The organism is Colwellia sp. KS18-150, assembly GCF_057551365.1.
This window is the reverse complement of record NZ_BAAJMC010000001.1, coordinates 553,792-578,244: the sequence shown is the minus strand read 5'-3', so window position 1 is coordinate 578,244 and position 24,453 is coordinate 553,792. Positions and strand designations below refer to the sequence as shown.

Annotated in this window: 27 protein-coding genes; 10 read left to right on the top strand and 17 right to left on the bottom strand. The window is 37.5% G+C overall.

The features are described 5' to 3' along the window. The gene (locus AC27IF_RS02720; protein WP_487051938.1) at positions 1–519 is read left to right on the top strand and encodes a hypothetical protein; all 519 of its coding nucleotides are present in this window, start codon (positions 1–3) and stop codon (positions 517–519) included. 33 nt (positions 520–552) lie between these two features. Here the strand turns inward: AC27IF_RS02720 and AC27IF_RS02715 are convergent, their stop codons facing one another. The 3 genes from AC27IF_RS02715 to arfB all read right to left on the bottom strand — a co-directional run bounded on the left by AC27IF_RS02715 (position 553) and on the right by arfB (position 2,820). After that, on the bottom strand, positions 553–1,392 hold the full coding sequence (locus tag AC27IF_RS02715; RefSeq protein ID WP_487051936.1) for an HDOD domain-containing protein: 840 nt from the start codon (positions 1,390–1,392) through the stop codon (positions 553–555). Between the two features lie 77 nt (positions 1,393–1,469). Next, on the bottom strand, positions 1,470–2,321 hold the full coding sequence (locus AC27IF_RS02710; protein ID WP_487051934.1) for a DUF2797 domain-containing protein: 852 nt from the start codon (positions 2,319–2,321) through the stop codon (positions 1,470–1,472). Positions 2,322–2,406: 85 nt separating this feature from the next. After that, positions 2,407–2,820 carry an alternative ribosome rescue aminoacyl-tRNA hydrolase ArfB gene (gene arfB / locus AC27IF_RS02705; protein WP_487051932.1) on the bottom strand — a complete coding sequence of 138 codons (414 nt, stop codon included), beginning with the start codon at positions 2,818–2,820 and terminating at the stop codon, positions 2,407–2,409. 54 nt (positions 2,821–2,874) lie between these two features. On the opposite strand from arfB, the gene AC27IF_RS02700 reads away from it, so the two are divergent. Beyond that, a complete protein-coding gene (locus tag AC27IF_RS02700) occupies positions 2,875–3,156 on the top strand; it encodes a GIY-YIG nuclease family protein (protein ID WP_487051930.1) in 282 nt (93 codons plus the stop codon). A 92-nt stretch (positions 3,157–3,248) separates the two neighbouring features. Beyond that, positions 3,249–3,974, top strand: a complete 726-nt coding sequence (locus AC27IF_RS02695; RefSeq protein ID WP_487051928.1) for a DUF3581 family protein — start codon at positions 3,249–3,251, stop codon at positions 3,972–3,974. A gap of 28 nt (positions 3,975–4,002) precedes the next feature. On the opposite strand, the gene AC27IF_RS02690 is transcribed toward AC27IF_RS02695, so the two are convergent. Continuing rightward, complete coding sequence (locus AC27IF_RS02690; protein ID WP_487051926.1) at positions 4,003–4,494, bottom strand: hypothetical protein; 492 nt, start codon at positions 4,492–4,494, stop codon at positions 4,003–4,005. A gap of 105 nt (positions 4,495–4,599) precedes the next feature. Between AC27IF_RS02690 and AC27IF_RS02685 the strand changes: the two genes are divergently transcribed. Next, positions 4,600–5,454 carry a DNA ligase gene (locus AC27IF_RS02685; protein ID WP_487051924.1) on the top strand — a complete coding sequence of 285 codons (855 nt, stop codon included), beginning with the start codon at positions 4,600–4,602 and terminating at the stop codon, positions 5,452–5,454. A gap of 164 nt (positions 5,455–5,618) precedes the next feature. Here the strand turns inward: AC27IF_RS02685 and AC27IF_RS02680 are convergent, their stop codons facing one another. The 13 genes from AC27IF_RS02680 to mlaF form a co-directional block, all read right to left on the bottom strand. After that, entirely contained in the window at positions 5,619–6,521 is a 903-nt protein-coding gene (locus AC27IF_RS02680) for a class I SAM-dependent methyltransferase (protein ID WP_487051922.1), read from the bottom strand. 87 nt (positions 6,522–6,608) lie between these two features. Next, the gene (locus tag AC27IF_RS02675; protein ID WP_487051920.1) at positions 6,609–8,033 is read right to left on the bottom strand and encodes a sodium-dependent transporter; all 1,425 of its coding nucleotides are present in this window, start codon (positions 8,031–8,033) and stop codon (positions 6,609–6,611) included. Positions 8,034–8,232: 199 nt separating this feature from the next. Continuing rightward, positions 8,233–9,075, bottom strand: a complete 843-nt coding sequence (locus AC27IF_RS02670; protein WP_487051918.1) for an HDOD domain-containing protein — start codon at positions 9,073–9,075, stop codon at positions 8,233–8,235. 52 nt (positions 9,076–9,127) lie between these two features. Further along, positions 9,128–9,598, bottom strand: coding sequence for an Lrp/AsnC family transcriptional regulator (locus AC27IF_RS02665; RefSeq protein WP_487051916.1), 471 nt, complete (start codon positions 9,596–9,598; stop codon positions 9,128–9,130). 109 nt (positions 9,599–9,707) lie between these two features. Continuing rightward, positions 9,708–10,403, bottom strand: coding sequence for a COG3650 family protein (locus AC27IF_RS02660; protein ID WP_487051914.1), 696 nt, complete (start codon positions 10,401–10,403; stop codon positions 9,708–9,710). A 189-nt stretch (positions 10,404–10,592) separates the two neighbouring features. Next, positions 10,593–14,444, bottom strand: coding sequence for a bifunctional proline dehydrogenase/L-glutamate gamma-semialdehyde dehydrogenase PutA (gene putA, locus AC27IF_RS02655; RefSeq protein ID WP_487051912.1), 3,852 nt, complete (start codon positions 14,442–14,444; stop codon positions 10,593–10,595). 251 nt (positions 14,445–14,695) lie between these two features. Continuing rightward, on the bottom strand, positions 14,696–15,973 hold the full coding sequence (gene murA, locus AC27IF_RS02650) for a UDP-N-acetylglucosamine 1-carboxyvinyltransferase (protein WP_487051910.1): 1,278 nt from the start codon (positions 15,971–15,973) through the stop codon (positions 14,696–14,698). A gap of 149 nt (positions 15,974–16,122) precedes the next feature. Continuing rightward, on the bottom strand, positions 16,123–16,374 hold the full coding sequence (locus tag AC27IF_RS02645) for a BolA family protein (protein WP_487051908.1): 252 nt from the start codon (positions 16,372–16,374) through the stop codon (positions 16,123–16,125). Between the two features lie 43 nt (positions 16,375–16,417). Next, on the bottom strand, positions 16,418–16,711 hold the full coding sequence (locus AC27IF_RS02640; protein ID WP_487051906.1) for an STAS domain-containing protein: 294 nt from the start codon (positions 16,709–16,711) through the stop codon (positions 16,418–16,420). Between the two features lie 3 nt (positions 16,712–16,714). After that, complete coding sequence (locus AC27IF_RS02635) at positions 16,715–17,500, bottom strand: MlaC/ttg2D family ABC transporter substrate-binding protein (RefSeq protein ID WP_487051904.1); 786 nt, start codon at positions 17,498–17,500, stop codon at positions 16,715–16,717. Beyond that, on the bottom strand, positions 17,500–17,973 hold the full coding sequence (mlaD, locus tag AC27IF_RS02630; RefSeq protein ID WP_487051902.1) for an outer membrane lipid asymmetry maintenance protein MlaD: 474 nt from the start codon (positions 17,971–17,973) through the stop codon (positions 17,500–17,502). The genes AC27IF_RS02635 and mlaD overlap by 1 nt, the downstream gene beginning before the upstream one ends. Before the next feature lie 62 nt (positions 17,974–18,035). Further along, positions 18,036–18,812 (bottom strand): lipid asymmetry maintenance ABC transporter permease subunit MlaE, encoded by a 777-nt coding sequence (gene mlaE / locus AC27IF_RS02625; RefSeq protein WP_487051900.1) that lies wholly within the window; start codon positions 18,810–18,812, stop codon positions 18,036–18,038. Continuing rightward, positions 18,812–19,654: a phospholipid ABC transporter ATP-binding protein MlaF gene (mlaF, locus tag AC27IF_RS02620; protein ID WP_487051898.1), complete on the bottom strand. Its 843-nt coding sequence runs from the start codon at positions 19,652–19,654 to the stop codon at positions 18,812–18,814. The genes mlaE and mlaF overlap by 1 nt, the downstream gene beginning before the upstream one ends. 304 nt (positions 19,655–19,958) lie before the next feature. Here mlaF and AC27IF_RS02615 point away from each other — a divergent pair, with 304 nt between their 5' ends. Genes AC27IF_RS02615 through lptB form a run of 6 tightly spaced genes read left to right on the top strand, consistent with a single transcriptional unit; the run spans position 19,959 to position 24,445 of the window. Then, entirely contained in the window at positions 19,959–20,945 is a 987-nt protein-coding gene (locus AC27IF_RS02615) for a calcium/sodium antiporter (RefSeq protein WP_487051896.1), read from the top strand. 25 nt (positions 20,946–20,970) lie between these two features. Continuing rightward, a complete protein-coding gene (locus tag AC27IF_RS02610) occupies positions 20,971–21,936 on the top strand; it encodes a KpsF/GutQ family sugar-phosphate isomerase (RefSeq protein ID WP_487051894.1) in 966 nt (321 codons plus the stop codon). Continuing rightward, positions 21,936–22,493 (top strand): 3-deoxy-manno-octulosonate-8-phosphatase KdsC, encoded by a 558-nt coding sequence (gene kdsC, locus AC27IF_RS02605; RefSeq protein WP_487051892.1) that lies wholly within the window; start codon positions 21,936–21,938, stop codon positions 22,491–22,493. The genes AC27IF_RS02610 and kdsC overlap by 1 nt, the downstream gene beginning before the upstream one ends. Beyond that, a complete protein-coding gene (gene lptC, locus AC27IF_RS02600; protein ID WP_487051890.1) occupies positions 22,490–23,056 on the top strand; it encodes an LPS export ABC transporter periplasmic protein LptC in 567 nt (188 codons plus the stop codon). The genes kdsC and lptC overlap by 4 nt, the downstream gene beginning before the upstream one ends. A 38-nt stretch (positions 23,057–23,094) precedes the next feature. Further along, a complete protein-coding gene (lptA, locus tag AC27IF_RS02595) occupies positions 23,095–23,700 on the top strand; it encodes a lipopolysaccharide transport periplasmic protein LptA (RefSeq protein WP_487051888.1) in 606 nt (201 codons plus the stop codon). A gap of 13 nt (positions 23,701–23,713) precedes the next feature. Then, complete coding sequence (lptB, locus tag AC27IF_RS02590; RefSeq protein ID WP_487052217.1) at positions 23,714–24,445, top strand: LPS export ABC transporter ATP-binding protein; 732 nt, start codon at positions 23,714–23,716, stop codon at positions 24,443–24,445. The last annotated feature ends 8 nt before the right edge of the window (positions 24,446–24,453 follow it).

The following is a 24,453-nucleotide window of genomic DNA, read 5'->3' as shown; positions in this document are numbered from 1 at the left end:
ATGACAATACCGCAAGTTGCTTTAACTTCAGCTATGACATATCAGCCTAGTTACAATGATAACCAACAGCAAAATAATCAACCTTTGTTGCCGACAACGATTGAAGTTTCGCCTGAGCAAAAAAACAGCTTACAGGATAATGTTAACGCCAGACTTGTTGAGCAAGTCGAGAATATAAAATCTAACTATCAAACAGCTAGAGATATGGATTTAACTCGGCTGTATTATGAGCAGCAACAAAAAGTTATTGAAGCTTATATGTATAGCAATGACAATACTGTTAATAGTGATAAAAATGATAATAGAAGCGTAACCGGATCATTAACTGAACTTTATGCATCTTTATATGAGCTACATCAAGCAGTAAAAACAGGCGAGCAACAATTACCCTATGATGAAACACAACTACCGGTAATTCAGCCTATACCTTTATCTGAGAATATAACTCAAGCACAGACTGATAAGTACAATAGTATAATGATGCCGAGTAACACATCACATATTTATTTAAGTGCATAGCTTTGCTTGAATTAAGATAAGTTAACTTTATGGCTAATAAATCATGACTGCGCTTGGGCTTAATATTGACAAAATACCTAAGCGCTCTAAATCACAATACTCAACAGCAGAATCCAAAATAGATTCATTTAAAGACAATCCTGCTAATTGCTGTGCACTAAAAAGGGCAGTATATTTTTCTTTTTGAGCGCTATACTGGTTCATCATTAGTTTTTTAGCTAAATAAAGTAATTGTGATTCAGTATTAACTATCTCAAAATCATCTTCATTTTGATTGCGTATTGGTGCCACTAAACTATAAGGTAATTGCCACAATTTTAATAACTCAGCGCCACACTCAGCATAGGTAAATCCCAATACTTTTTGCTGTTGTTGCCATAACTCAACATCATCACTTAAACACTGACTAACACTTTCAGGACTAACTTGTTGAACAATTAACTCACCTAAATTATGCAATAAACCTAAAATAAATAACCGCTCGGCATTGGCCAATTTCAAGCTACTACCTAAATATTTAATAAGTAGGGCACTATCAACACTTTTTTCCCAAAAATTTTCCAAATATTCTTTATCTGCAGTAACACTCCGAAATGCTTGAGTTGAAAAATAAGCAATAACGAGGTTATAAACTTCAGTAATACCTAAGACCAAAACCGCTTTTGAAATAGTATCTATCTTACCTGGATAACTAAAAAATGAACTATTAGCCAGCTTTAAAATACTCCCAGAAAGAGCAGGATCTATAAGGATCACTTCACTAATATCATCTATTGTTGATGATTCATCATCGATTAGCTCTTTAATACGTAAAAAAGAGTCGGACAAAACAAAAAGCTCACACGCCTTTTCAGCGTAGTCAGTCGCATTCATAAATTATTATCCAGTAATAGAAATAGCAGTACTTACTATAAATTTAGCACAATTTAGCTAAAACATGAGTTGCGGCATTAATATTCAGCACTTATTTGATATGAGCTAAATTTACGCATATTAATAACCCCCTTATTAAAAATAAGATATTGTCCTTTTATCCCCAATAAAACTCCTGATACAGTTGGCGTTTTATCAAAGTTAAATGAGCTAATCTTTGTTAAGTATTCATTTACAGGGTAATTAATTTCAACAACCTCTTCATCCAATAGTTGCACGGCATCTGCGCCATACTTCAAGGATATATCTGCTAACCTCGCTTCAATTTTTGGCACTAATTGATTGGCATGTTCTTTTAAATCTAAAGGCTCATTACTACCTTTTAACATAGCTCGCCAATTCGTTTTGTCACCAATAAATTCAGCCAAAGCAGTTTCAACAAGTCCTGATTGTAAGCGAGTACTCACTTTAAAAATGGGTAACCCTTGTGTTGCGCCTTGATCAATCCAACGAGTAGGTAACTGCGTATGGCGAGTAATCCCTACTTTTAAAGCCGACGTGTTAGACAGATACACATAATGATCAACCATACAATGCTGTTCGCCCCACTCTGGCTCACGACAAGTCCCCATATGATGGTGGCATGTTTCAGGCTTCATAATACACATATCACATTGTGCTAACTTGGCCATACAAGGATAGCAGAACCCTTGAGAATAACTCTTTTTAGTAGTTTTACCACAGTTTTTGCAAGCTATTTTGTTATGAAATTGTAACGTTAGCTCACTACCTATAATAGGATTTAATTGAATACTTTGCTGTATATCGCCATCGTTAATGGCAGCTAAAGGTAGCTGATATTGAACGACATTATTACTATCAAGTTGAGCAGTAAGTTTCTCTACTGCGCCTATTGCTGAAATAGTCATTTATGCTCTCTATATTTATCGATAAAATACTCAAACGTCTTCAGGACAAGAATATAGAACCGGTTGTTATTATGAAGTTATAACTTTAAAATTTAACTTTCTGACGGGTTTGTTTTACTGTTTTTCTATTGGCTTTCGCTACAAGCCTTCGTTGAACTGAGCCTTTAGTTGGTTTAGTTGCTCGACGTTTTTTTTGTACCACCATCTCTGACACAATTAAGTCTTTTAAACGTTTTAAGGCATCGTCTTTATTCATTTCTTGGGTTCGGTACGACTGTGCTTTAATGATGATAATGCCATCTTTCGAAATTCGTGTATCTTTACTTGCCAGTAATTTTTCTTTATAAGCTGCAGGAAGTGACGAGCGCTTTATATCAAAACGTAAATGGATAGCCGTGGCAACTTTGTTTACCCGTTGACCACCATTTCCCATAGCACGAATAGCACTAAGCTCTATTTCCCAATCAGCCAAACTAACGCTATTTGATATCTCTAACATTTTTATTTACCATCGGTTTACTTTAGCCCTCTAATCATTTCGCTATAAATAATAATGACAACAAACAGCTCTTGGTACGTATATTTACTACGTTGTAATGATAATAGTCTCTACGCTGGTATCACTACCGATATAGAACGAAGGTTACATGAACATAATCATACCAAGCTTGGTGCTAAGTATACTAGAGCAAAGCGACCTGTCACCCTCGTTTTTCTTGAACCATCCGTCGATAAAAGCAGCGCAAGTAAGCGAGAGTATCAATTAAGAAAGCTGACCAAAAGTAAAAAAGAACAACTCGTTCAAACTTATCGAACGCAGAATAAATCACTGTAGAGGTCTGCTTTGTTGTTTTTAACGCGGTTTTTTTCGATTTATCCATCGAACGCTGTTAGAATGCCCCGTTTTTCAAAATGAAGTGATACCCTATGTCAGATAATAAAACTATGTTTATTGAGCAATACTGCCCTATTGATAGCGAGAAAATTAGCTTTACTCGCCAACAAGCCAGCGATTTTGCCAAACAAATAGCGGATGACTTTAATCCTTTGCATAATATTGAAGCTAAACGCTTTTGTGTGCCGGGAGATTTATTATTTTCGGTAATAGTAGCAAAATCTGGCTTACATAAAGAGATGAGCTTTAACTTTTCAGGTATGGTAAATGATGGTGTTTCTTTAACCTTTCCCACCGAAATTGAAACGTTTTATGATGTTACTGACGATAATGATAAAACTTATTTATCGGTTGAAGCCAAAGGCGAAAAAACAAAATGCCCTTCATTAATCAATGCATTAACTAAAGCTTACGTTGATTTTTCAGGTCACACTTTTCCTGATATTTTAGTGAAATTAATGGCAAATAAAAATGTAATGATCAATCCAGCTCGACCAATGGTTATGTATCAATGCATGGAAATCAATTTAAAGCGCCTCGATATTAAAACTTTATCTTTAAAGCTCGCACAAACCAGCTTAACTATTGAAGGAAAGCGTGGCGATGCTTGGCTTGAATTCGATTTAATTAGTGATGGTGAAGTTGTTGGTCATGGCAAAAAGCATATGCTTTTAAGTGGCTTACGAGATTATTGTCAAGAGAGCGTTGATAACATGGTCGCACAGTATAAAGACAGTAAACTCGCTTATAGTGCATAAATTGATAAAGCCTTGTTAAAAGGTTTTATCAATCAATATACCCGCTTTCAAAGCTTTGCCTCTGTGCCCGTTTATCTTCACTACAAAATGCAAAACGTTGTATGCTTTTAGGACGATGACAACCATCAGGTAATTGATAAAATGCTAACCAAGCACGCTTTTTATTACCCTGATATTTCGATTTAATCACAATATTGCTGCTAGTTTTAAATGGCGTACCGGCATTAATTTTTTTATAGCTAGCTTGTGTTGTAGTCACTTTTTGCTTAGATTTTTTGCTGGCAACTTTCTTCTTTTTTGCACTTGGTGCTTTGCCTTTTTCACATTGCCACCACTTTTCTCGAGCTTTATCCTCACGATCTCGTAAACTCAAACCTCGCTTAGCGCTATAACCATGGCGCTGCATGGACTGAATGTTATGCAATTTTTCTAGTAAAGGTTTACAACGCTTTTTCGCTTCACTTATAGGTGAGACAACTAGTAAGCCAAAGATAATTACAGCGAGTGTTCGTGGTGACATGTATTCAATCCTTGAATAGCCTGATTTCAAAACATCAATGTTTGAATAAGCATAGTCTATTTTTTAAACTATGATTAACATAACAAATCAACACGGATGTTATTTATGGTTAAAAGTAAATGTTTGTTAGGAGCGCTGCCTCTAATACTATTCTTTGCTTGGCCAATCTATGGGCAAAGTGACATATCAAAAAAGCCAGCGATTCAACATGCTAAACCTTATAAAATAGTTGAAGATATAAGTCAGTTTTGGATTTCTGAGAAGCTTGATGGTATTCGTGGTTATTGGGATGGTCACCAACTTTTAACACGTCAGGGCAATATTATTCATACGCCTAAATGGTTTACTCTACACTGGCCAAACTATGCTATCGATGGCGAGTTATGGATAGGTAGAAACCAATTTCAATCAACGCTTTCATGTGTCAGTAAAATAAAAATTATTGAAAGCTGCTGGTATAAGGTCCGTTTTATGATTTTTGATTTGCCGCAGCATAAAGGCCCTTTTACTCAAAGAATAAAAGCTATGGAGCTGTTAGTTGAGCAAAGTAACTCTGAATATTTAGCGATGATTAAACAATTCAAACTACCCTCCATACAAGCAGTAGAAGCACAGCTAAATACTATAATAACGCACAATGGTGAAGGATTGATGTTACATCTTGGAAGTGCCTATTATCATGTCGGTAGAACCGCCAATATTATGAAACTAAAAAAACATCAAGACGCAGAAGCCATAGTAATCGCACATATTGGTGGTAAAGGAAAATACCAAGGAATGCTTGGAGCACTACAAGTTAAAACCTCACAAGACATTGTCTTTAAAATAGGCTCAGGGTTTACTGATACTGACAGAGCAAACCCACCTGAAATAGGCACTATAATCAGCTACAAATATAACGGTAAAACACGGTCAGGAATACCAAGGTTTGCCCGGTACTGGCGTATAAGAAAAGAATAAATCGACTTAACCTCAATTCGGGATAAGGGATTAGCTAACCAATTGAAATATTTATGAATTATTCTTTACATCATTATAGCTTGATACTTTTTCTTAATTCGCCTTTTAGTAAGGAAAAGTAGTTGCTAGAAAGCAAGTCGTTCTCCCTAGTTGAGGTTTATTAGCTATCTCTCTGGCTGATATGTAAAAATTAACACCTTTAAACCTTTTCCAGCATGGGCTTCTTTGAATACAGCCGGATTCGCAATTTTTTGCTCAAAAACGCAATCAGGACATTCAAGCTGTACTTCTGCTTTTAAAAACTCTTCATCAAGATCAGGTGAATTCAAACACAACATGAGCTTAGCATTATCATTCATCCACTGTGGAATGCGGCGGATAATCTTAGCGTAATCACGTTCAATATTTACGCTCCCTTTTTGAAATGAAGGTGGATCACAAATTAATAAATCATATTTACCGTACTTTTTAATACGGCTATTTGATTTAAAAATATCAACGCCTTCAAAGACAACACGTTTACCTTCTTTTTTCGCCAACTTATTTAATTGATGATTATCACGGCCTTTACTCAACGAGGCCTTGCTGAGATCGATATTAACCACTTGGCTAGCACCTCCAGCAGTAGCAACGACGGAAAAAGCACAGGTATAGGCAAATAGATTAAGAACGTTTTTATTCTTAGCGTGTTGATATACCCAATTGCGCCCGTTAGCCATATCTAAAAATAAGCCACTATTTTGTGCTTTACCAAAGGCAATATGATAGGAAAGATCATTTTCAGTCACGACTGTGCTATCAACCGCTTCACCTAATAGTACTGTTGTTGGCGAAAATTTTTCATAACGACGTTGAACTTGCACACTACGACAGTCATTAACCATTGCTTGTAATTGTCTCGCTTGCTCAATCAGCCATTCTTGGTCAACCGCTTGATATAATGTGATTAAAATTACCGGTGAAAACCAGTCCACATTTACATGAGATAAATTTTCATAAGCATGACCACGACCATGAAATAACCGTTGGCAGTCATTAAGATCTGTAATAGAGATATATTCAATCATAAAAGAAGTTGTTTAGAAGAAAAAAGCCGCGCAATAATAACATCGCACGGCTTAGTGATATATAGCATTTATGTATTCAGTCAGTATTTAGAAACCGAACAAACTTACCGCAAAGAATTTATGTGCCACGGTATTTATAAAAATAACCAATACAATGGCGGGGATAAAAGTTCCGAGCGAGAAATTAATATATTTTTCTACCCATGAGCCAATATAACTTTCGTTGCCAACACTTAAATGTTCAGAAAGGTTTTTCTTCTTCCAGCGGTAGCTAACAAACATACACAATAAAAAGCCGTTTAAGGGCAGTATGGTGTCATAAAACACATCATAAACAATATCAAAGAAAGACTTAGTGCCACCTGCATATGAAGTAAACTCTGTAAAGAATGTCACCATACCAAAAGACACGGTTGCAAATACTGTTAATACACCAGCAGTCATTAGCAATATTGATAACGCCTTTTTACGGCTATGATTCTTTTCAGTCACTAAATATGAAACTGGCACTTCAATAATTGAAACTAAAGAAGTAATGGCCGCAAAGAAGACTAATAAAAAGAAGAAAGCTGCCACTGCGCTGGCACCAAAATAACCAATGCTAGTTTGTAATGCTAGAAATATCTTAGGCAAAAAGGTAAAAATTAATGAAACTGAACTATCGCTTAATTCGCTTGGATTTACGTTGGGATTAAAAGAAAAAACCGCGGGTAAAATCATTAACCCTGCGATGAACGCAACACCAGTATCAGTGATAGCCACTAACTTTGCAGAATTTGGGATATTAGTTCGTTTATCGATATATGAGCCATAGGTAATTAATATACCCATACCTAACGACAGTGAGAAAAATGCTTGTGATAAAGCGCCATTGACTACGCTGGGAGTAATTTTATCAAAATCCGGAATGATGAAAAATTCCACGCCGGCAAACGCATTCTCAAGCGTTAAGACAAATATCACCATGATGATTAACATAAAAAATAATGTCGGCATCAAAATTTTAGCGGCCTTTTCTATACCGTCTTTAACGCCTGCGACTAAAATAAAATTAACAATAGCAGCGACTACCGCCATCGCCCCAAATAAATAAGGGCTGTTAATAAACTCCCCAAAACCTGCGCCACTAGCTAAATAATCGAGCTTTCCTGATAAGGTTAAAGCAATATATCCAAAGAGCCATACCGTGATCACCATGTAGAATACTGCGATCATAAAAGGGGTTAAAACCCCCAATAAACCCGCTGCACTCCATAATTTGTTATTCCCGCTTAAAGTTTTATATGCTCCTACAGGCTCCTTTGCTGTTTTTCGCCCCACCGCCATTTCGGCGATCATCACAGGTAAACATATTAAAAAAACAAATACAGCGTACATTATCAAGAATGCACCACCACCATTTTTAGCGGCATTGACAGGGAAGCCCACTAAATTACCAATACCAACAGCAGAGCCTGCCGCAGCGAGAATAAAACCAATACGGGAGCTAAAATGCTCTCTAGATGCGCTCATAAACTTCCTTCATTTAACTTATTATAATGTTGATTCATTAATTATTTATGTGAAAAAGCGATAGCTTTTATTATTTGAATCGATTGATGCTAACAAGCTTTAATAAGCTTGTCTTGTTTAAATACCGCATTAATCATGGCTAGGTGTATAGTATTTTGTCCACTTGTAGGCTTGTTTATCGTCAAGTTCACCGTAACAATCATCGAGAAAAAAGTTTTGGGTTCATCACCGATAAGATGCCAGCAGCATCATTTTCTGCAATTTCAGTTACTTGCTCAATATCCTCGGTTGATAATTTTAAACTCTGACATAAAGACTCATCAATAATTTCTTCATAGATAAATTCATCACTATGACTATCTAGTAAAGCAAGTCTTGACGCTAAATTTAACACCTTAACATCTTTATTTATTTGCTCACTTTGCGCCTGATTGAAATGACGTATAGGAATAATTATTTTTTCTGGTAATTGCCAAATCTTGAGTAATTCTGCTGAAATATCTGTATACGTATAGCCTAGAGCTAATTCTTGTAAATCCCAAGGAAGATTCTCACGTGAATATTTTTCACATTGCTGAGCCGTTTCTGGCGTAATTTTCGCCACCAATAACTCACCAAAGTTCTGCAATAAACCGGCGACAAATAAACGTTCGATATCTTTAATACCCGCTTTAATGGCTAAATTTTTTGTCACTAACCCACAATAAATACTCATGCGCCAAAAACGCTTTAAATCGATAGCTTGGTTTTCAAAATGTTTAAATGCAGAAGCGGCAACATCTACCAGCATCATATTGTAAATGGCTTGAGTTCCAATAATAGTGATAGCACGAGAGATGGTACTTATTTCACCCGGAAAACGATATATAGCGCTATTGGCAATTTGTAGTAATCGAGAAGTCATCGAAGGATCAACACTGATCACATCAGCAAAGTCACTAATTGCTGAATTTTCATCTTCCATTAAAGCTTTCACTTTAAAACAAGCATCTGGCAAAGCAAATGAGCCATTAGCTTGTAATGCGTATTCATGTGCGTTCATAAACATCCTTAGTTTATAATGATTGTGTTTGTAGTATAACTATTAATAGCCTTTAATCGAACGGTACACCAGCATCTTCTTTTATATGTTCAGTTACCATATAAGTATGTGTTTGTGAAATGGCTGGTAAACCGGCCACTTTCTCTAACACTTGGCGATAACAGTCAATATTGGCAAATCGAATTTTCATTAAGTAATCATAACCACCAGCAACAAGATGACATTCAACCACTTCCTTTATTTTTACCACTTCCGCTTTAAATAACTTAAACATATCGGTTGTCGTTCTATCTAAAGTTACTTGAATAAAAGCCGTCATGCCGTAATCTAGTTTACTGGCATCGAGAAAGGCGCCGTAGCGTTTAATATAGCCGTCGGCTTCTAAACGTTTCACTCTATCTAAGCATGGACTAGCGCTTAAATTTATTTTTTGAGCTAATTCGACATTGGTAATTCGCCCATCCGACTGTAATATTTTTAATATAGTCTTATCAAGGCGATCTAAAGGTTTTGATTTGTTCATATGGTTATTACACAGTTATATATAGGGCAATATCGATATATTGCCATAGGCAGCACTGATGTAAAGTGCTCAATAGTATTTAATAGCTATAACACGCTTTATCTTAAAATTAATGTAATGATTTGCCACAGCCTTTGAGTACCTTGTTATCAAATGTTAATTCAACACTGGTCTCATATTGTTCTCCTGACATGCTATCAGTACAACGAAGCGGTGTTAGTATTATGGTAAGTTGGTGCCTTTCATTTGATAACTCAAATGTACTTTTGGCGGGGTTATTGGTTATTCGTGGTTTTTGGTAAGGAAATTTAACTTGCAGTTGCCCATAATTACCTTGGTATTTTATCCCGTGCTCCTGACTAATAGTGATAGACCAACCTGGCTCTTGGCCTATGGCTCGAAAATCTACCCCCATTAATTTAGCCTGTTCCCAAATAGCTGCTTTGCGATCATTTTGACAGTCTTTATAGTGTAGATTGCCCTCAATGAACAAAGCTTGTTGATTCTTTTGCCAAAATAACAACGAGTTTTTATGTTCATCATAACCAATAAATTTAACACCCGAAGCGCTGGTCGTTTTAGTTAATTTTGTGGTATTAGTCGGTAAAAATAACCAAACAGTCTCCGCCGTTTCTTGATGGGCAACAAATGAATAGTTATCTTCGCATGTATAAACAAATGTTTTTTCAGTAAATGGAGTTGCTGGATTTTCTGATATTGGATAGCTGTCAGACTCTATCATTTTATTCTGACATGCAGTCAGCATTAAAAGCAGATAACAGGTAAGTAAGTACTTATTTAGCATAAAGTTACCTTATTATTTAAATGCTCATTAATTACAAGTACAGAGAGTGCACCTAGACTTAATATCAAGCACATAAAATTAATTAGTAAAAATAGTTACCTTAACAAACCCCTTGAAAATATAAAATAAAAAAGGCGAAACCTCTCGGTTTCGCCTGATAATACCTAAAAGATGTCTGTTAATACCTTGCTAAACTTCTTCTTCAATCAAAGTCATTAATGATGTATTGCCACCTGAGGCTGTTGTGTCAATGCTGACCGTTTTTTCTGTTAGTAAACGTTGAATTAAATTATCAAAATACTCAGAAGTAATCACAGGTAATATAGCACCTTGTCGCTCAGACAACTTCTCACTCATATAATGTTTACGGTCACAGTTACTATCAACAACAACACCCGCAAGACTTTGATGTGAAAGCATGGCTTCTAAGTGACAAAGTTTCGCCACTTGCAATACACCGGCATCAGCACCCGTTGACAGAAATTTATCTCTAAACGCTAATGCCTCTTCATAAAATAAATCAGATACCACAGTGACAACTGTATTACCGGTTGCTAACGCTGTAACGGTTGACATAACCCAAAAGTGAAAACTTACATTTTTATCGGCAAAACAAATGATACAACCTCTATTTTCTAAATATAAAATATTAGACTCACCGGTTGGTCCTGGTAATTCTTTTGGTTTTTTAAGTGCCTTTTCAATGCGAATAAGCTGATCCCTTGAAGACGCTAAAGTCTTATTCAAATCATCTGCTAACTCTGACACTATATCGACTTTAGCAATTTTCGCCAGCAATTGGCGAACACAAGATATACGAGTTACAAGTTCAGTTAAACGCCACGTTTTTTCTGCTACACTCGCTTGCTCCATAAAGTTTGCAGCCTGACGTTGAACTTTATCATCACCCGTTAACGCCACGGTTTGAGGGGTTGTATTCTTAAATTGATCTATGCTTGGTGTCGATTTTTCAACCACTAAACGGTTTAAATAATTTGGTCCACCGGCTTTCGGTCCTGTGCCAGATAAGCCACGGCCCCCAAAAGGTTGAACGCCAACAATAGCGCCAATCATGTTTCGATTAATGTAAACATTTCCTGCTCTCGATAGTTTAGCTAACTCTTGAGCACGGTGTTCAATACGAGTATGAATGCCCATAGTTAAACCAAAGCCTGTACTATTTACATTTTCAATAACTTGTTCTATTTCTTCGCCCTTAAAGCGAATAATATGAACACAAGGACCAAACACTTCTTTTTTCAAAACGCTAATATCACTAATTTCATATAAACGAGGAGCAAAAAAGTAATGACCATCGACTGTCGATACTTCTTTACCAAATTCACATTCATATAAAAGCTCACCGTAAGTTTTCATATAATCAGCGTGAGCATTCAGGGCATCAAGCGCTTTTTGATCAATCACAGGCCCTACGTCAGTACTGAGTTTTTCCGGGTTGCCAATGTGCAATTCAGCTAAAGCACCTTTGAGCATAGTGATGACGTTATCGGCAATATCTTCTTGTAAAAATAACACCCTTAAAGCTGAGCAGCGTTGCCCTGCAGATTGAAAACCTGAAGAAATCACATCATCAACCACCTGCTCTGGTAAAGCAGTTGAGTCGACGATCATACAATTTTGACCACCTGTTTCAGCAATTAACGGAACTTGATCACCACCTCGCTCAGATAACGTTTGAGATATACGTGTTCCTGTTTCAGTTGAACCAGTGAACATAACCGCCGCTATTCTTTCATCAGGAACTATGATGCTACCAACAACACTGCCTCTAGCAATTACCGCTTGCACTACATGAGCAGGTAATCCTACTGACTCCATTAACTCAATGGTACGTAATGCAATTAAACCTGTTTGCTCTGCAGGTTTTGCAAGTACGGTATTTCCTGTTGCAATTGCTGCTGCTACTTGCCCTAAAAATATGGCTAAAGGAAAATTCCATGGGCTGATACAAAGTATAACTCCCCGTGCTTTGAGACGTTCATCTTCACTTTGTTCAATGGCTCTAGCGGCATAATATCGGCAGAAATCAACCGCCTCTCTCACTTCATCAATACCATCTTGTGCTACTTTACCTGCCTCTTTAATACAAAGGGCAATGAGCTCATCCATATGTCGCTCTAATATGTCGGCAATACGACAAAGTAAATCAGCTCGCTCTGCAGTAGGGCTTTGTGACCAAGACATAAACGCCGTTTGAGCGTTATCGATCATTGTCAGCATCGCCTGTTCATCATGATGAAGATGGTAACCAATAATTTGACTATGATCGGCAGGATTTTTTACCGCTAACGCACCTTCAGGTAGATCATTTTTATTAAGCAAGTTTTCAACAAACCAATTGTCTAAATTAACTTTTAGCTGACTAACAGCATTAATATCAGTTAAATCTATGCCTTTAGAATTATCACGACTGGCAATTAACGTTTCTGTAACTTTTTTATTCTCATCACGATATAAATCTAACGGCATGATGATCTGTTTATTAAATTTACTTTTCAATCGCTGTGTTTTTTCAACGGGATCTTCAAGTAACGACTCAACCGGTTGCGACTCATCTACAATGGCATTCACAAACGAAGAGTTAGCACCATTTTCTAACAAACGACGTACTAAATAAGCGAGTAAATCTTCGTGATAACCAACAGGCGCGTAGATGCGGCATTGAATCCCTTCTTGAGAAACAATTTGATCGTATAAAGAGTCACCCATACCGTGTAAACATTGAAATTCAAAGCCTTGTTTATCATCACCCGCTAATTCAACAATAGTCGCTGCTGTATAGGCATTATGGGTAGCAAATTGTGGATAGATGCTATCTCGATATTCAAGTAGTTTATTAGCACAAGCATGATAAGAAACATCGGTTGATGATTTGCGCGTAAAAACAGGGAAATGGCTCATACCATCTTTTTGAGCATTTTTAATTTCAGTATCCCAGTATGCCCCTTTAACTAAGCGAATCATCATACGACGATTAACTTTCAAGGTTAACGATCTGAGCCAATCAACGACAAAAATGGCTCGTTTTTGATAAGCCTGTAAGGCTATTCCAAATCCTTGCCAATCGCCTAAGTCCGCATCGGTAAACACTGCTTCAATAATATCTAAAGAAATATCTAATCGCTCAGACTCTTCTGCATCGACAGTTAAGCCAATATTATATTGCTTTGCTTGTAAGCACAGCGCTTTTAATTTAGGAACAATTTCGTCCATAACACGTGCTTTGTGACTAAATTCATAACGGGGATGAATCGCTGACAACTTCACCGAAATACCCGGCACTCGACGAGGGTCATTTTTTCCTGAATTCAGTGAGACTTGACCAATAACTTCAATTGCATCCTGATAAGATTGTAAGTAGCGATTGGCATCACTCATGGTGCGTGCGCCTTCACCTAACATGTCATAGGAGTATACATAACCTTGCTGCTCTTTTTCAGCCGCTCGCTCTGTTGCCTCTTTGATTGTTTCACCCATCACAAACTGTTTACCCATAACCTTCATGGCATAGTTCATTGATTTACGGATAACTGGCTCCCCTAAGCGCCCAATTGTCTTTTTCAGTAAACCAAATTTATCTTGTTTACGCTTATCGGCGTATTCAACCATTGAGCCTGTGATCAGTAATCCCCATGACGAAGCATTAACAAATAACGAATCACTTGAGCCTAAGTGTGAGCTCCATTGACCTTGAGAAATTTTATCTCGGATCAAGGCATCTTGTGTATGCTTATCGGGTACTCGCAATAACGCCTCCGCAAGACACATCAGCACGACACCTTCTTCAGAAGATAAAGAATATTCATTTAATAACGCATCAATTGCGCCATTTCCGTCTTGATCTTGACGAATTTTCAATACCATTTTTCTGGCACGATCCCAGGCAAGAGATCGGGCGCCAACATTAACTTCAGCAAAGGGTAAGATATGATCGACAGCAACGTTTTCATCAATACGATAAAACTCACGAATTTTCTGACGAATAGGACAGTCAGTGATTAATGAACCAGTAAAAAGCATGGGCGTTCCTCAAAGAAATTTAAGTAATACCAATGACACTAATTAATAAATGTAGTTGGTATAAAGCTATACTAAATGACTCAGTATAGTTAACTTATAGATAATTATTTTGAAACGAATTTTAAATAGAAGACCACAGAATGTGCTAGTTATTTAGGGGTTTTTACCGATTATAATACTGAAAAAACCACAAACCCCAATATTTTATACTGGAAGTGTGTGGTTTGTTGTTTTTTTAGCTTGTGTAATACTTAATCAGCACTAATGCGAGTAATGTCTGCACCTAATGCTTGTAGCTTATCTTCGATACGTAAGTAGCCGCGATCAATATGATATATTCTGTCGACTTGAGTAGGAGTTTGTGCAACGAGTCCAGCAATCACTAAACTTGCCGAAGCACGTAAGTCAGTTGCCATAACTTGAGCTCCGGTTAAAGTATGAACACCAGTAACAATGGCAGTATTTCCTTCTAGGGTAATATTTGCTCCCATACGCTGCAATTCTGGCACATGCATAAAGCGATTTTCAAAAATCGTTTCAATTACCGTGGCTGTTCCTTGAGCCAATACATTCATGGTCATAAACTGAGCTTGCATATCGGTTGGAAATGCTGGATGTGGTGCGGTAATAACATTCACGGCTTTTGGCTGCTCCGTCATTTCCAACTCTATCCACTCTTGTCCGTCAGCATTTTCGCCTGTAGTAATGTTAGCTCCTGCTTCCGTTAGCTTGGCTAATACTGCTTCTAAAGCACTTGGGTCTGTATTTAAACATTTTACTTTACCTTGAGTCACAGCAGCTGCAACTAAGAAAGTGCCGGTTTCAATTCGATCTGGCATGACTGAATACTCACTACCTCGAAGCTCTTCAACCCCTTCGATAGTTAGTGTATTAGTGCCTGCACCAGATACTTTTGCTCCCATGCTGATTAAACAATTGGCAAGATCAACAATTTCTGGCTCTCGTGCGGCATTTTCGATAACCGTTGTGCCCTCAGCTAACGCTGCAGCCATCATTAAATTTTCAGTGCCAGTAACACTCACAATATCCATGAAAATGTTGGCACCTTGAAGACGACCTTGCTTCTTGGCAACAATATAGCCGTTTTCAACTTCTATATCTGCGGCCATCGCTTTAAGACCATGGATATGTAGATTAACCGGTCTAGCTCCTATCGCACAGCCACCGGGCAATGATACTTCAGCATGTCCCATACGAGCTAACAGAGGACCTAATACTAAAATAGAGGCCCTCATAGTTTTCACTAAATCATAAGGTGCACAACATTCAGTAATAGTGCTCGCATCAATACTTAACTTATCATCACTCAACCATTCTGTTTTAGCACCAAGTTGGCCTAATAGTTTTACCGTGGTTAAAATATCGTTAAGCTGAGGTACATTATTAAAAACGACAGTCGTTTTTGATAATAGTGCTGACATTAGAATAGGGAGTGCGGCGTTTTTAGCGCCAGAGATAGTAACTTCACCACGTAGTGGCTTGCCACCAATAACTTTAAATGCGTCCAAAATATTTACTTTCTTAAGTTTAGATTAATGGGGAGAGGCTGCTCATTTAGCGCTCTGAAACTGATAATAACCAGTATTACATTAATTTGATCAATGAGCAGCTTTTTTCTTATTTAAAAACAAATCAAAAAAGGGTAGGTACCAATACATTACATATTGAACATTTTATCTCGTTGCCATTGGGCTTTTGTAAAAGTTTTCACGGTAACCGCATGAATGGCTCCCGACTTAATCTCTTCTGCTAGTGCTGCAAAGACAACTTGCTGACGTTTAACACGGGATAAATCCGCAAACATATCTGCTACGGCAATGACGCTACATTGTGAGCCATCAAATTTAACCTGTAATTCATCAAGCTCTAATGCGTCATTAATCAATTTTTCTATGTCTGCTACTTCCAAAGGGAGCTCCTCGTTTAATAAGTTTTTAGCGTGGCATCACTCATTATTTAGGTAAAAAACCTTCAACGCCACTTAAGTTAATCAAATTATCTAACTTAGCAGGTAAATTTGCAAAGGCTAATTGACAATTTACCTGATGAGCTTGCTCAAGTATGAAGAATAACCAAGCAAGTCCTGCCGTATCAACCATAGTAACTTGTTGTAGATCTACTAAAACTTTACGTTGCTTTTGTATGAATTTACTGGTCTTTTTTGATACTTTCATCAACGTATGTCTGGTGAGCTCGCCTTGCAAAGAAATGAGCTTTTCGCCAAAAACAACATCTATATCAGTCACAAGTTATCCTGCTTTTTTAGTTGGTTTGCTCATTTGTGAGACTTGGTCTTGACTAGTTTTATTCTTAAAAACTATGTCTCGTTCACTTTTCTTTTTAAGCATCTCAGTAACATAGGGTAAGCCTTTTTGACGAATAATACTGCCAAGTTCAGCTTGCTTACTATCGAGCAAGCTAACGCCTTCCGCTACCATATCAAACGCTTTCCACTCGTCAGTTTTGCGGTTTTTTCTTACTTTAAAAGAAACATCAATATTATTTCGGCCTGGCATTAAGACACGAGTGTTTACTGCAACTATTTTTTTATCTTCAAAGTCGCGAGCTGGGGCGAATTCCACTTCTTGATTATCATATAAAGTAAAAACTTGCGCATAAGAGGTTACTAAATACTCTCGAAATACCGGCACAAAAGCACGTCGTTCAGCTTCGGTAGTTTTCTTTAAATGCTTACCAATCACTTTAAACGCCGAGTATTTGTAATTAATATAAGGCATCAATTCTTCACGAACGATATCTTTAAGTAGATTAGGGTTTACTTTAATAGCTTGTTCTTCGTCGGCAAAGCGTTTAAAAGTTTTTCCAGCTACTTTTTTGATCATTACATAAGGATCTTTTTTATCAACATATAGGCGAGTTGGCTCTGCCGGTAATTGAGTTGCGCCCGCAGGTAAACTTGTTGCCTCATCTTGAGTGTAAGCAGTTGCATTGAGGCTTACTGAGCCTAACGATACAGTTACTAAAAATAATATTCTTTTTGTATAAGTTTTTACTTTTTCTGATGTTGCTATCATTAATCGTCACCACTTCCTTGGCTAAATAAAAATTGTCCTATTAATTCTTCTAATACTAACGCAGGTTTAGTATCTTCGATAAAATCTCCTGGCTGTAGAGTTTCAAGGGAGTCATCCATAAAACCGGGCTGTAACCCTAAATACTGTTCACCTAATAACCCTGAGGTTAATATAGCGACTGACGTTGCTTCAGAAAAGTTATTATAATCTTTATAGATTTCTAAAGTGACAACCGGAGTATAATCTTCTTCATCTAGGCTAATATCACTCACTCGACCGACAACAACACCACCAACTTTTACTGGTGAGCGAACTTTTAAACCACCAATATTATCAAATTTTGCCAGCAGATTATAAGTTTCACCATTGCCTGATATCCCTGTATTGGCAACTTTTAGTGATAACATAAGTAATGCCGCAATACCTAAAGCAACAAAGAAACCTACCATTAATTCTATTTTTTTTGACATCATGTCTTTCACCAAACGCCTTTAATTTATTTAAAACTATCTATTTACTAATGACTAACAAACGCTTATTTTGCGAACATAAGTGCGGTTAGAATGAAATCTAATGCTAATACTAATAGCGAAGACTGAACCACGGTTGCTGTTGTCGCCCGAGAGATCCCCTCAGAGGTTGGCTCACAATCATAGCCTTTATAAACAGCAATCCAAGTAACTACAAAGGCAAAAACAACACTTTTAATTACGCCATTGAGTATATCTTTATTAAAGTCGACTTGACCTTGCATCACTGACCAAAAAGTTCCACTGTCTACGCCTAGCCAATCCACACCAACAAGATGTGCACCTAAGATACCCACCATAGAAAAAATAGCTGCTAATAAAGGCAAACTAATCAAGCCAGCCCAAAAGCGTGGTGCGATAACTCGACGTAGAGGATCAACCGCCATCATTTCTAAACTTGATAACTGCTCAGTCGCTTTCATTAAACCTATTTCTGCGGTTAATGCTGAGCCAGCACGACCAGCAAAAAGTAATGCTGCCACTACAGGACCTAATTCACGAAGTAGTGACAAGGCAACCATAGGGCCTAAGCTTGCTTCAGCGCCAAAATCCACCAAAATAGTGTAGCCCTGTAAAGCGAGTACCATTCCTATAAAAGCACCCGAAACCACAATGATAATCAGTGACATAACCCCAACACTGTAGAGTTGAGTCAATAATAATGGTAAACTTTTTTTAGGGTTTGGTGTTTGTATTATCGCCGATAACAGTATGATAACTGCTCGTCCTAAACCACTTATGAGGTTTAAGGTATTTCGGCCTAACTGTTGTAATTGTTTCATTATTTTCCGCCTTGGAGGGCGTTATCATTAGACCCTTTAACAAGCTCTTGCTGATAACTACTTGCGGGAAAATGAAACGGTACAGGACCATCTGCATGCCCTTGTACAAATTGTTTAACTAAGGCTGAATTATCTTGTCTGATCTGTTCAGGTGTCCCTTGGCCAATAATTTTTTTCTCTGCGACAATATAAATATAATCAGCAATACTCATTACTTCAGGCACATCATGCGAAACCACGACGGAGGTTAAACCTAAAGCATCACTTAATGACCGTATTAATCTGACAATCACCCCCATAGAAATAGGATCTTGTCCAGCAAAAGGTTCATCATATAAAATTAATTCAGGATCGAGAGCTATGGCACGAGCTAAAGCAACACGTCTCGCCATACCACCAGAAAGTTCGCTTGGCTGTAAATCTTTTGCCCCACGTAACCCAACAGCTTCAAGCTTCATTAACACGATTTTTTCAATGATAACTTCAGGTAAATTACTATGCTCTCGAATGGGAAACGCTATGTTTTCGTAGACACTCATGTCAGTAAACAAAGCGCCACTTTGAAACAGCATACTCATTCGTTTACGTGTTTCATATAACTCTTTTCGAGAGAGTTTAGGGATATCATTACCAGCAAATAAAATTTGCCCGCTTTCAGGGCGTATTTGACCACCGATTAAACGTAATAAAGTAGTTTTCCCAATACCACTGGGTCCCATAATTGCTGTTACTTTTCCTTTGGGTATCGACAAACTGATATCGTCATATATAACTCGTTCACCTCGTTTAAAGGTTAAGTTATTTATCTCGACTAAACTGTCTGAGTTTTCTTTTGTTGTCATAGATTAACGTCAATGTTATTTATTAGGCTAGTGGTTTACCAGATTGTGGTCAATTTTACCTGAGGGAATCTAATTGTTCACTAAAAATTAACAAATTGCCCGATAAAAAATGTCAGAAAATGTAAAAAAATATTTGAACGATTCAATTCAATTTAATTCGTGGTTGAAAATAGTGCAAACAGCAACTATTTTGCCCTTAATAGCATTAATTGCTTTTTTTTTAACGCACAACGAGCGACAATTTAGCATCCTGTATCAATTCGGCTCATTGTTTGCCTAACTGATATTACCTTTGGAGTTGTGAATGTTTGAACACGTAAGTATTTTATTGGTTGCCTTAATCGCATTAGTTTGGAGTGCAGACAAATTTGTTTTTGGTGCCTCTTCTTTAGCTAGAAATTTAGGTATTTCGCCAATGATAATTGGCTTAACTATTGTAGCGATGGGATCATCCGCTCCTGAAATGATGGTTGCTGCTGCTGCATCATTTCAAGGAAGCCCTGACACAGCTATTGGTAATGCTATTGGTTCAAACATTACCAATATCGCTTTGGTACTTGGTTTTACCGTCTTAGTAAAACCCTTAGTTGTTTCCTCTTCAACCATTAAACAAGAGCTGCCACTTCTGCTTTTGCTGACTTTACTAGCCTATTGGATGCTTTCAGATAACTTCTTTAGCTTTCCTGAAGGCATAGCGTTAATGGTTAGTTTTTTCGGTTTCATAGCAATTTTACTCATTAAAGCATTGAAACAGCGTAAAAATAACACCCTTGACGATCCTATGATAATGGAAGCAGAGCTAGATTTACCTGAGGCTACCAGTACATTAAAGTCAATATTCTGGTTAATTGCTGGCATTACAATCTTAGTACTAAGTGCTCATTTTCTTGTGGACTCAGCCATATTTATCGCTAAAGCGTATGGTATTAGTGACTTAGTAATAGGCTTAACCATTATTGCTATCGGTACAAGTTTACCTGAGCTAGCAGCCAGCATTGCGAGTATCATCAAAAAAGAAGATGACTTAGCTATGGGAAATATTGTTGGTTCTAATATATTTAATATTTTAGCCGTATTACCTTTTGCTGGCATCATAGCTCCAGGTGCTATAAACCCTGAAGCCTCACTACGTGATGCTCCTGTGATGATAGCCATAACAGGTTTATTATTCTTATTGTGTTTTAGCAGAAAGTCTGGCTTCTTTAGACTTACTCGCGCAAAAGGTGCATTATTATTACTTTGCTTTATCGCTTATCAAATGCTGCTTTTTAGTCAAACAAGCATGAATTAATTACTACATAACCTAAAGATGTGCCATGAAGAATTTTAAAGAACTTGCTACCAACGTCATCAATATAGAGCAGCAAGCTATTACAGAGCTATTGCAATATATTGATGATAGCTTTGAGTATGCCTGTCAATTGATGTACGCCTGTCAAGGTAGAGTCATCGTTATTGGCATGGGTAAATCCGGTCATATTGGCGGTAAAATAGCAGCAACGTTAGCGAGTACTGGTACTCCATCATTCTTTGTTCACCCGGGCGAAGCAAGTCATGGTGACCTAGGTATGATCACTAAAGATGATGTCGTACTAAGTATCTCCAATTCTGGCGAAACCAATGAAGTGCTGGCGATAATTCCCGTGATCAAACGTATTGGTGCTAAATTGATTTCAATGACGGGTAATACTGACTCAACTTTAGCTAAGTTAGCTGACACTCATGTGTGCATTAAAGTATCTACCGAAGCCTGCCCTCTAGGCTTAGCGCCCACCTCAAGTACCACAGCAACTTTAGTCATGGGGGATGCACTCGCGGTTGCTTTGCTTAATGCACGAGGTTTTACTGCAGATGATTTTGCCCTTTCACACCCTGGCGGCAGCCTAGGAAAAAGGCTCTTATTACGATTAAGTGATATTATGCATCAAGGTGATCGCTTACCTGTAGTTAATGAGAAAGCGCTAATAAAAGACGCACTGGTTGAAATGTCATTAAAAGGCCTTGGTATGACCGCCGTTATTAATGATAAAAAGCAGCTAACCGGGTTATTTACCGATGGCGATTTAAGGCGCATCCTTGATTTAAAGATTGATATACATCAAGACAGCATCAACACAGTCATGACAACAAACCCCACTGTTGCTCAAGCGGATATGTTGGCCGCTCAAGCTTTAAATATTATGGAAGATAAAAAAATTAATGGCTTACTTATCGTCGATGAAAATCATCATGCAATTGGCGCGATGAATATGCATGATTTATTACGCTCAGGAGTACTGTAATGAATAAGGTTTCAAATACTTTATATGGTGACGTTGGTGAACATATTTTGCACAAAGCTAGAAATATCAAATTATTAGTTTGTGATGTTGACGGCGTTTTCTCTGATGGGCGAATCTATTTAGGTAATGATGGTGAAGAGTTAAAAGCCTTCCATACTAAAGATGGTTTTGGTATTAAAGCACTTGGCCATAGTGGTGTTGATGTTGCTATTATTACTGGCAGAAAATCAGCTATTGTGGCTAATCGTATGTCGGCATTAAATGTTAAACATATTGTACAAGGGCAAGAAGACAAATTACCGGCACTGCAAGCGTTAGCACAACAACTTAATTTATCCGCCGATGAAATCGCTTATATTGGAGATGATATACCCGACTTAGCTTGTATCTTACATGTAGGCTTAGGTATTGCAGTAGAGGATGCTCATCCAAGTGTGTTAGCAGAAGCAAACTATCAAACGTTTACTCGTGGTGGTTTTGGCGCGGTTCGAGAAGTCTGTGATTTAATTATGCAATGCCAAGGTACTCTAAATAGTGCAACGGGCGCTAGCATATGAGTCGACTGCATACGCTGGCACTATTAGTTTTATTGTTAGGTGCGATGGCCTACGGTATTGTAGAGTGGCGTAGTTCGCAAGTGTTACCTGGGGAAGATATTGCCCAGGACTTAGTGCCAGACTTTATTGCTGAAGCATTGAAAAGCGATGTTTACGCTGAAACAGGGCAGTTATCTCATGCAATTGTAGCTGATCGTATGGAGCATTATTCAAAACTTGAAGTAACCCATTTTGAACTGCCAAATTACACCTTGCATCCAAAAAATAGTGAATCTCCTTGGCAACTGAGTGCAAAAGAGGCGACACTGTATAAAAATAATCGCGTCATCTTAAATCATCGTGTGCACTTAAAAGCAACTGATGAAGATAGCCTAATACAAGAAATTCATTGTAAATATTTAGAATTAGATTTAAAAACGAATATAATCAGCTCTGAGCAAACGGTGATGGTACAGGGAAAAGACTTCACTATGTATGGCTCAGGTTTAATCATTGACTTAAATACTAAGCAAATGACATTAACCGAGCATGTGCGCACCATTTATAAAAAAACCGAGAGCTAAAAAGAAAAGCTCAAAATTAATAACATTGTGAAGAATTTATGATAAAAAACAGCCCAATAAAACGCACGATAACTCAAATAAAAACTCTCGGCATTAGTATACTAATCGCCAGCGGATTACTTAGTGTTGTAGGCTCTGCTCACGCCGCAAAGAAAGACCTAACTCAAGAAATCACAATAAAATCAAATCGCCAAAGTGCTGATTTAAAGAATAAAATTGCTAGTTATCTCGAAAATGTTAGTATCAGCCAAGGCTCCATTGCTATCACGGCTGATATTGTTCAAGTTTTTAGTAAAGTTGATGCAACAACAGGTGATAAATTCGATACTTACCTTGCCAAAGGTAAACCTGCCCTTTTTCAGCAACAATTAGAAGATGGCAGTTTAATCAGCTTACAAGCAGATGAAATTAAATATCAGCCTGATCAATACCTCATTACGGTTTCAGGCAATGCGCAAGTAAAACAAGCGGGTAGTAAAGTGACTGGTGAAATCATCACTTACAATACCTTAAATGAAAAGCTTGAAGCTGAAAGTAGCAGTGAGAACTCAGTCACCACTATTCTACAGCCTGCACAAATTAAAGCGCAAAAAGAGAAGTCTGAAGCAGAGAAGAAAACCAATAAAGACAATAATAATGACTAACAAAATGAGTAATATGGAAACAGCAACACTAACCGCAGATGGCCTTTCGAAGTCATATAAAAGCCGGCAAGTGGTTAAGAATGTTAGCCTGAGTGTCAATACTGGCCAAATAGTAGGTTTATTAGGACCAAATGGTGCCGGTAAAACCACCTCTTTTTATATGATTGTTGGTTTAGTACCTAACGATAACGGTCAAATAATATTAAATAATGAAGATGTTACGTTAGCGCCTATGCATGAACGAGCGAGACGTGGGATCGGTTATTTACCTCAAGAAGCGTCTATTTTTAGAAAACTGACGGTTACTGAAAACATCATGGCTATTTTACAAACTCGTAAACACCTTGATGAAGGTCAAAAACAAGAAAAGCTTGAACACTTGCTCGAAGAATTTAATATTTGCCATATCAAAGATAATTTAGGCATGAGTTTATCAGGCGGCGAAAGAAGAAGAGTCGAAATAGCGCGTGCGCTAGCTGCTGAACCACAATTTATTTTATTAGACGAACCTTTTGCTGGCGTTGATCCTATTTCAGTAGGGGATATAAAAAAGATCATTATTCATCTTAAAGAACGTGGCATAGGTATCTTAATTACTGATCATAATGTCAGAGAAACCTTGGATGTTTGTGAGCATGCTTATATAGTTAGCCATGGTGAAATTATTGCTCAAGGTGATGCGGATCAAATTCTAGCGAATCAAAAAGTAAGAGATGTATACCTTGGTGAGCAATTCACGCTATAGTAACTAAT

Excerpts from the sequence above, each read along its gene's own strand:
- AC27IF_RS02720 (WP_487051938.1), top strand. The coding sequence starts at position 1 with ATGACAATACCGCAAGTTGCTTTAACTTCAGCTATGACATATCAGCCT.
- AC27IF_RS02715 (WP_487051936.1), bottom strand. The coding sequence starts at position 1,392 with ATGAATGCGACTGACTACGCTGAAAAGGCGTGTGAGCTTTTTGTTTTG.
- AC27IF_RS02710 (WP_487051934.1), bottom strand. The coding sequence starts at position 2,321 with ATGACTATTTCAGCAATAGGCGCAGTAGAGAAACTTACTGCTCAACTT.
- arfB (WP_487051932.1), bottom strand. The coding sequence starts at position 2,820 with ATGTTAGAGATATCAAATAGCGTTAGTTTGGCTGATTGGGAAATAGAG.
- AC27IF_RS02700 (WP_487051930.1), top strand. The coding sequence starts at position 2,875 with ATGACAACAAACAGCTCTTGGTACGTATATTTACTACGTTGTAATGAT.
- AC27IF_RS02695 (WP_487051928.1), top strand. The coding sequence starts at position 3,249 with ATGTCAGATAATAAAACTATGTTTATTGAGCAATACTGCCCTATTGAT.
- AC27IF_RS02690 (WP_487051926.1), bottom strand. The coding sequence starts at position 4,494 with ATGTCACCACGAACACTCGCTGTAATTATCTTTGGCTTACTAGTTGTC.
- AC27IF_RS02685 (WP_487051924.1), top strand. The coding sequence starts at position 4,600 with ATGGTTAAAAGTAAATGTTTGTTAGGAGCGCTGCCTCTAATACTATTC.
- AC27IF_RS02680 (WP_487051922.1), bottom strand. The coding sequence starts at position 6,521 with ATGATTGAATATATCTCTATTACAGATCTTAATGACTGCCAACGGTTA.
- AC27IF_RS02675 (WP_487051920.1), bottom strand. The coding sequence starts at position 8,033 with ATGAGCGCATCTAGAGAGCATTTTAGCTCCCGTATTGGTTTTATTCTC.
- AC27IF_RS02670 (WP_487051918.1), bottom strand. The coding sequence starts at position 9,075 with ATGAACGCACATGAATACGCATTACAAGCTAATGGCTCATTTGCTTTG.
- AC27IF_RS02665 (WP_487051916.1), bottom strand. The coding sequence starts at position 9,598 with ATGAACAAATCAAAACCTTTAGATCGCCTTGATAAGACTATATTAAAA.
- AC27IF_RS02660 (WP_487051914.1), bottom strand. The coding sequence starts at position 10,403 with ATGCTAAATAAGTACTTACTTACCTGTTATCTGCTTTTAATGCTGACT.
- putA (WP_487051912.1), bottom strand. The coding sequence starts at position 14,444 with ATGCTTTTTACTGGTTCATTAATCACTGACTGTCCTATTCGTCAGAAA.
- AC27IF_RS02635 (WP_487051904.1), bottom strand. The coding sequence starts at position 17,500 with ATGATAGCAACATCAGAAAAAGTAAAAACTTATACAAAAAGAATATTA.
- mlaD (WP_487051902.1), bottom strand. The coding sequence starts at position 17,973 with ATGATGTCAAAAAAAATAGAATTAATGGTAGGTTTCTTTGTTGCTTTA.
- mlaE (WP_487051900.1), bottom strand. The coding sequence starts at position 18,812 with ATGAAACAATTACAACAGTTAGGCCGAAATACCTTAAACCTCATAAGT.
- mlaF (WP_487051898.1), bottom strand. The coding sequence starts at position 19,654 with ATGACAACAAAAGAAAACTCAGACAGTTTAGTCGAGATAAATAACTTA.
- AC27IF_RS02615 (WP_487051896.1), top strand. The coding sequence starts at position 19,959 with ATGTTTGAACACGTAAGTATTTTATTGGTTGCCTTAATCGCATTAGTT.
- AC27IF_RS02610 (WP_487051894.1), top strand. The coding sequence starts at position 20,971 with ATGAAGAATTTTAAAGAACTTGCTACCAACGTCATCAATATAGAGCAG.
- kdsC (WP_487051892.1), top strand. The coding sequence starts at position 21,936 with ATGAATAAGGTTTCAAATACTTTATATGGTGACGTTGGTGAACATATT.
- lptC (WP_487051890.1), top strand. The coding sequence starts at position 22,490 with ATGAGTCGACTGCATACGCTGGCACTATTAGTTTTATTGTTAGGTGCG.
- lptA (WP_487051888.1), top strand. The coding sequence starts at position 23,095 with ATGATAAAAAACAGCCCAATAAAACGCACGATAACTCAAATAAAAACT.
- lptB (WP_487052217.1), top strand. The coding sequence starts at position 23,714 with ATGGAAACAGCAACACTAACCGCAGATGGCCTTTCGAAGTCATATAAA.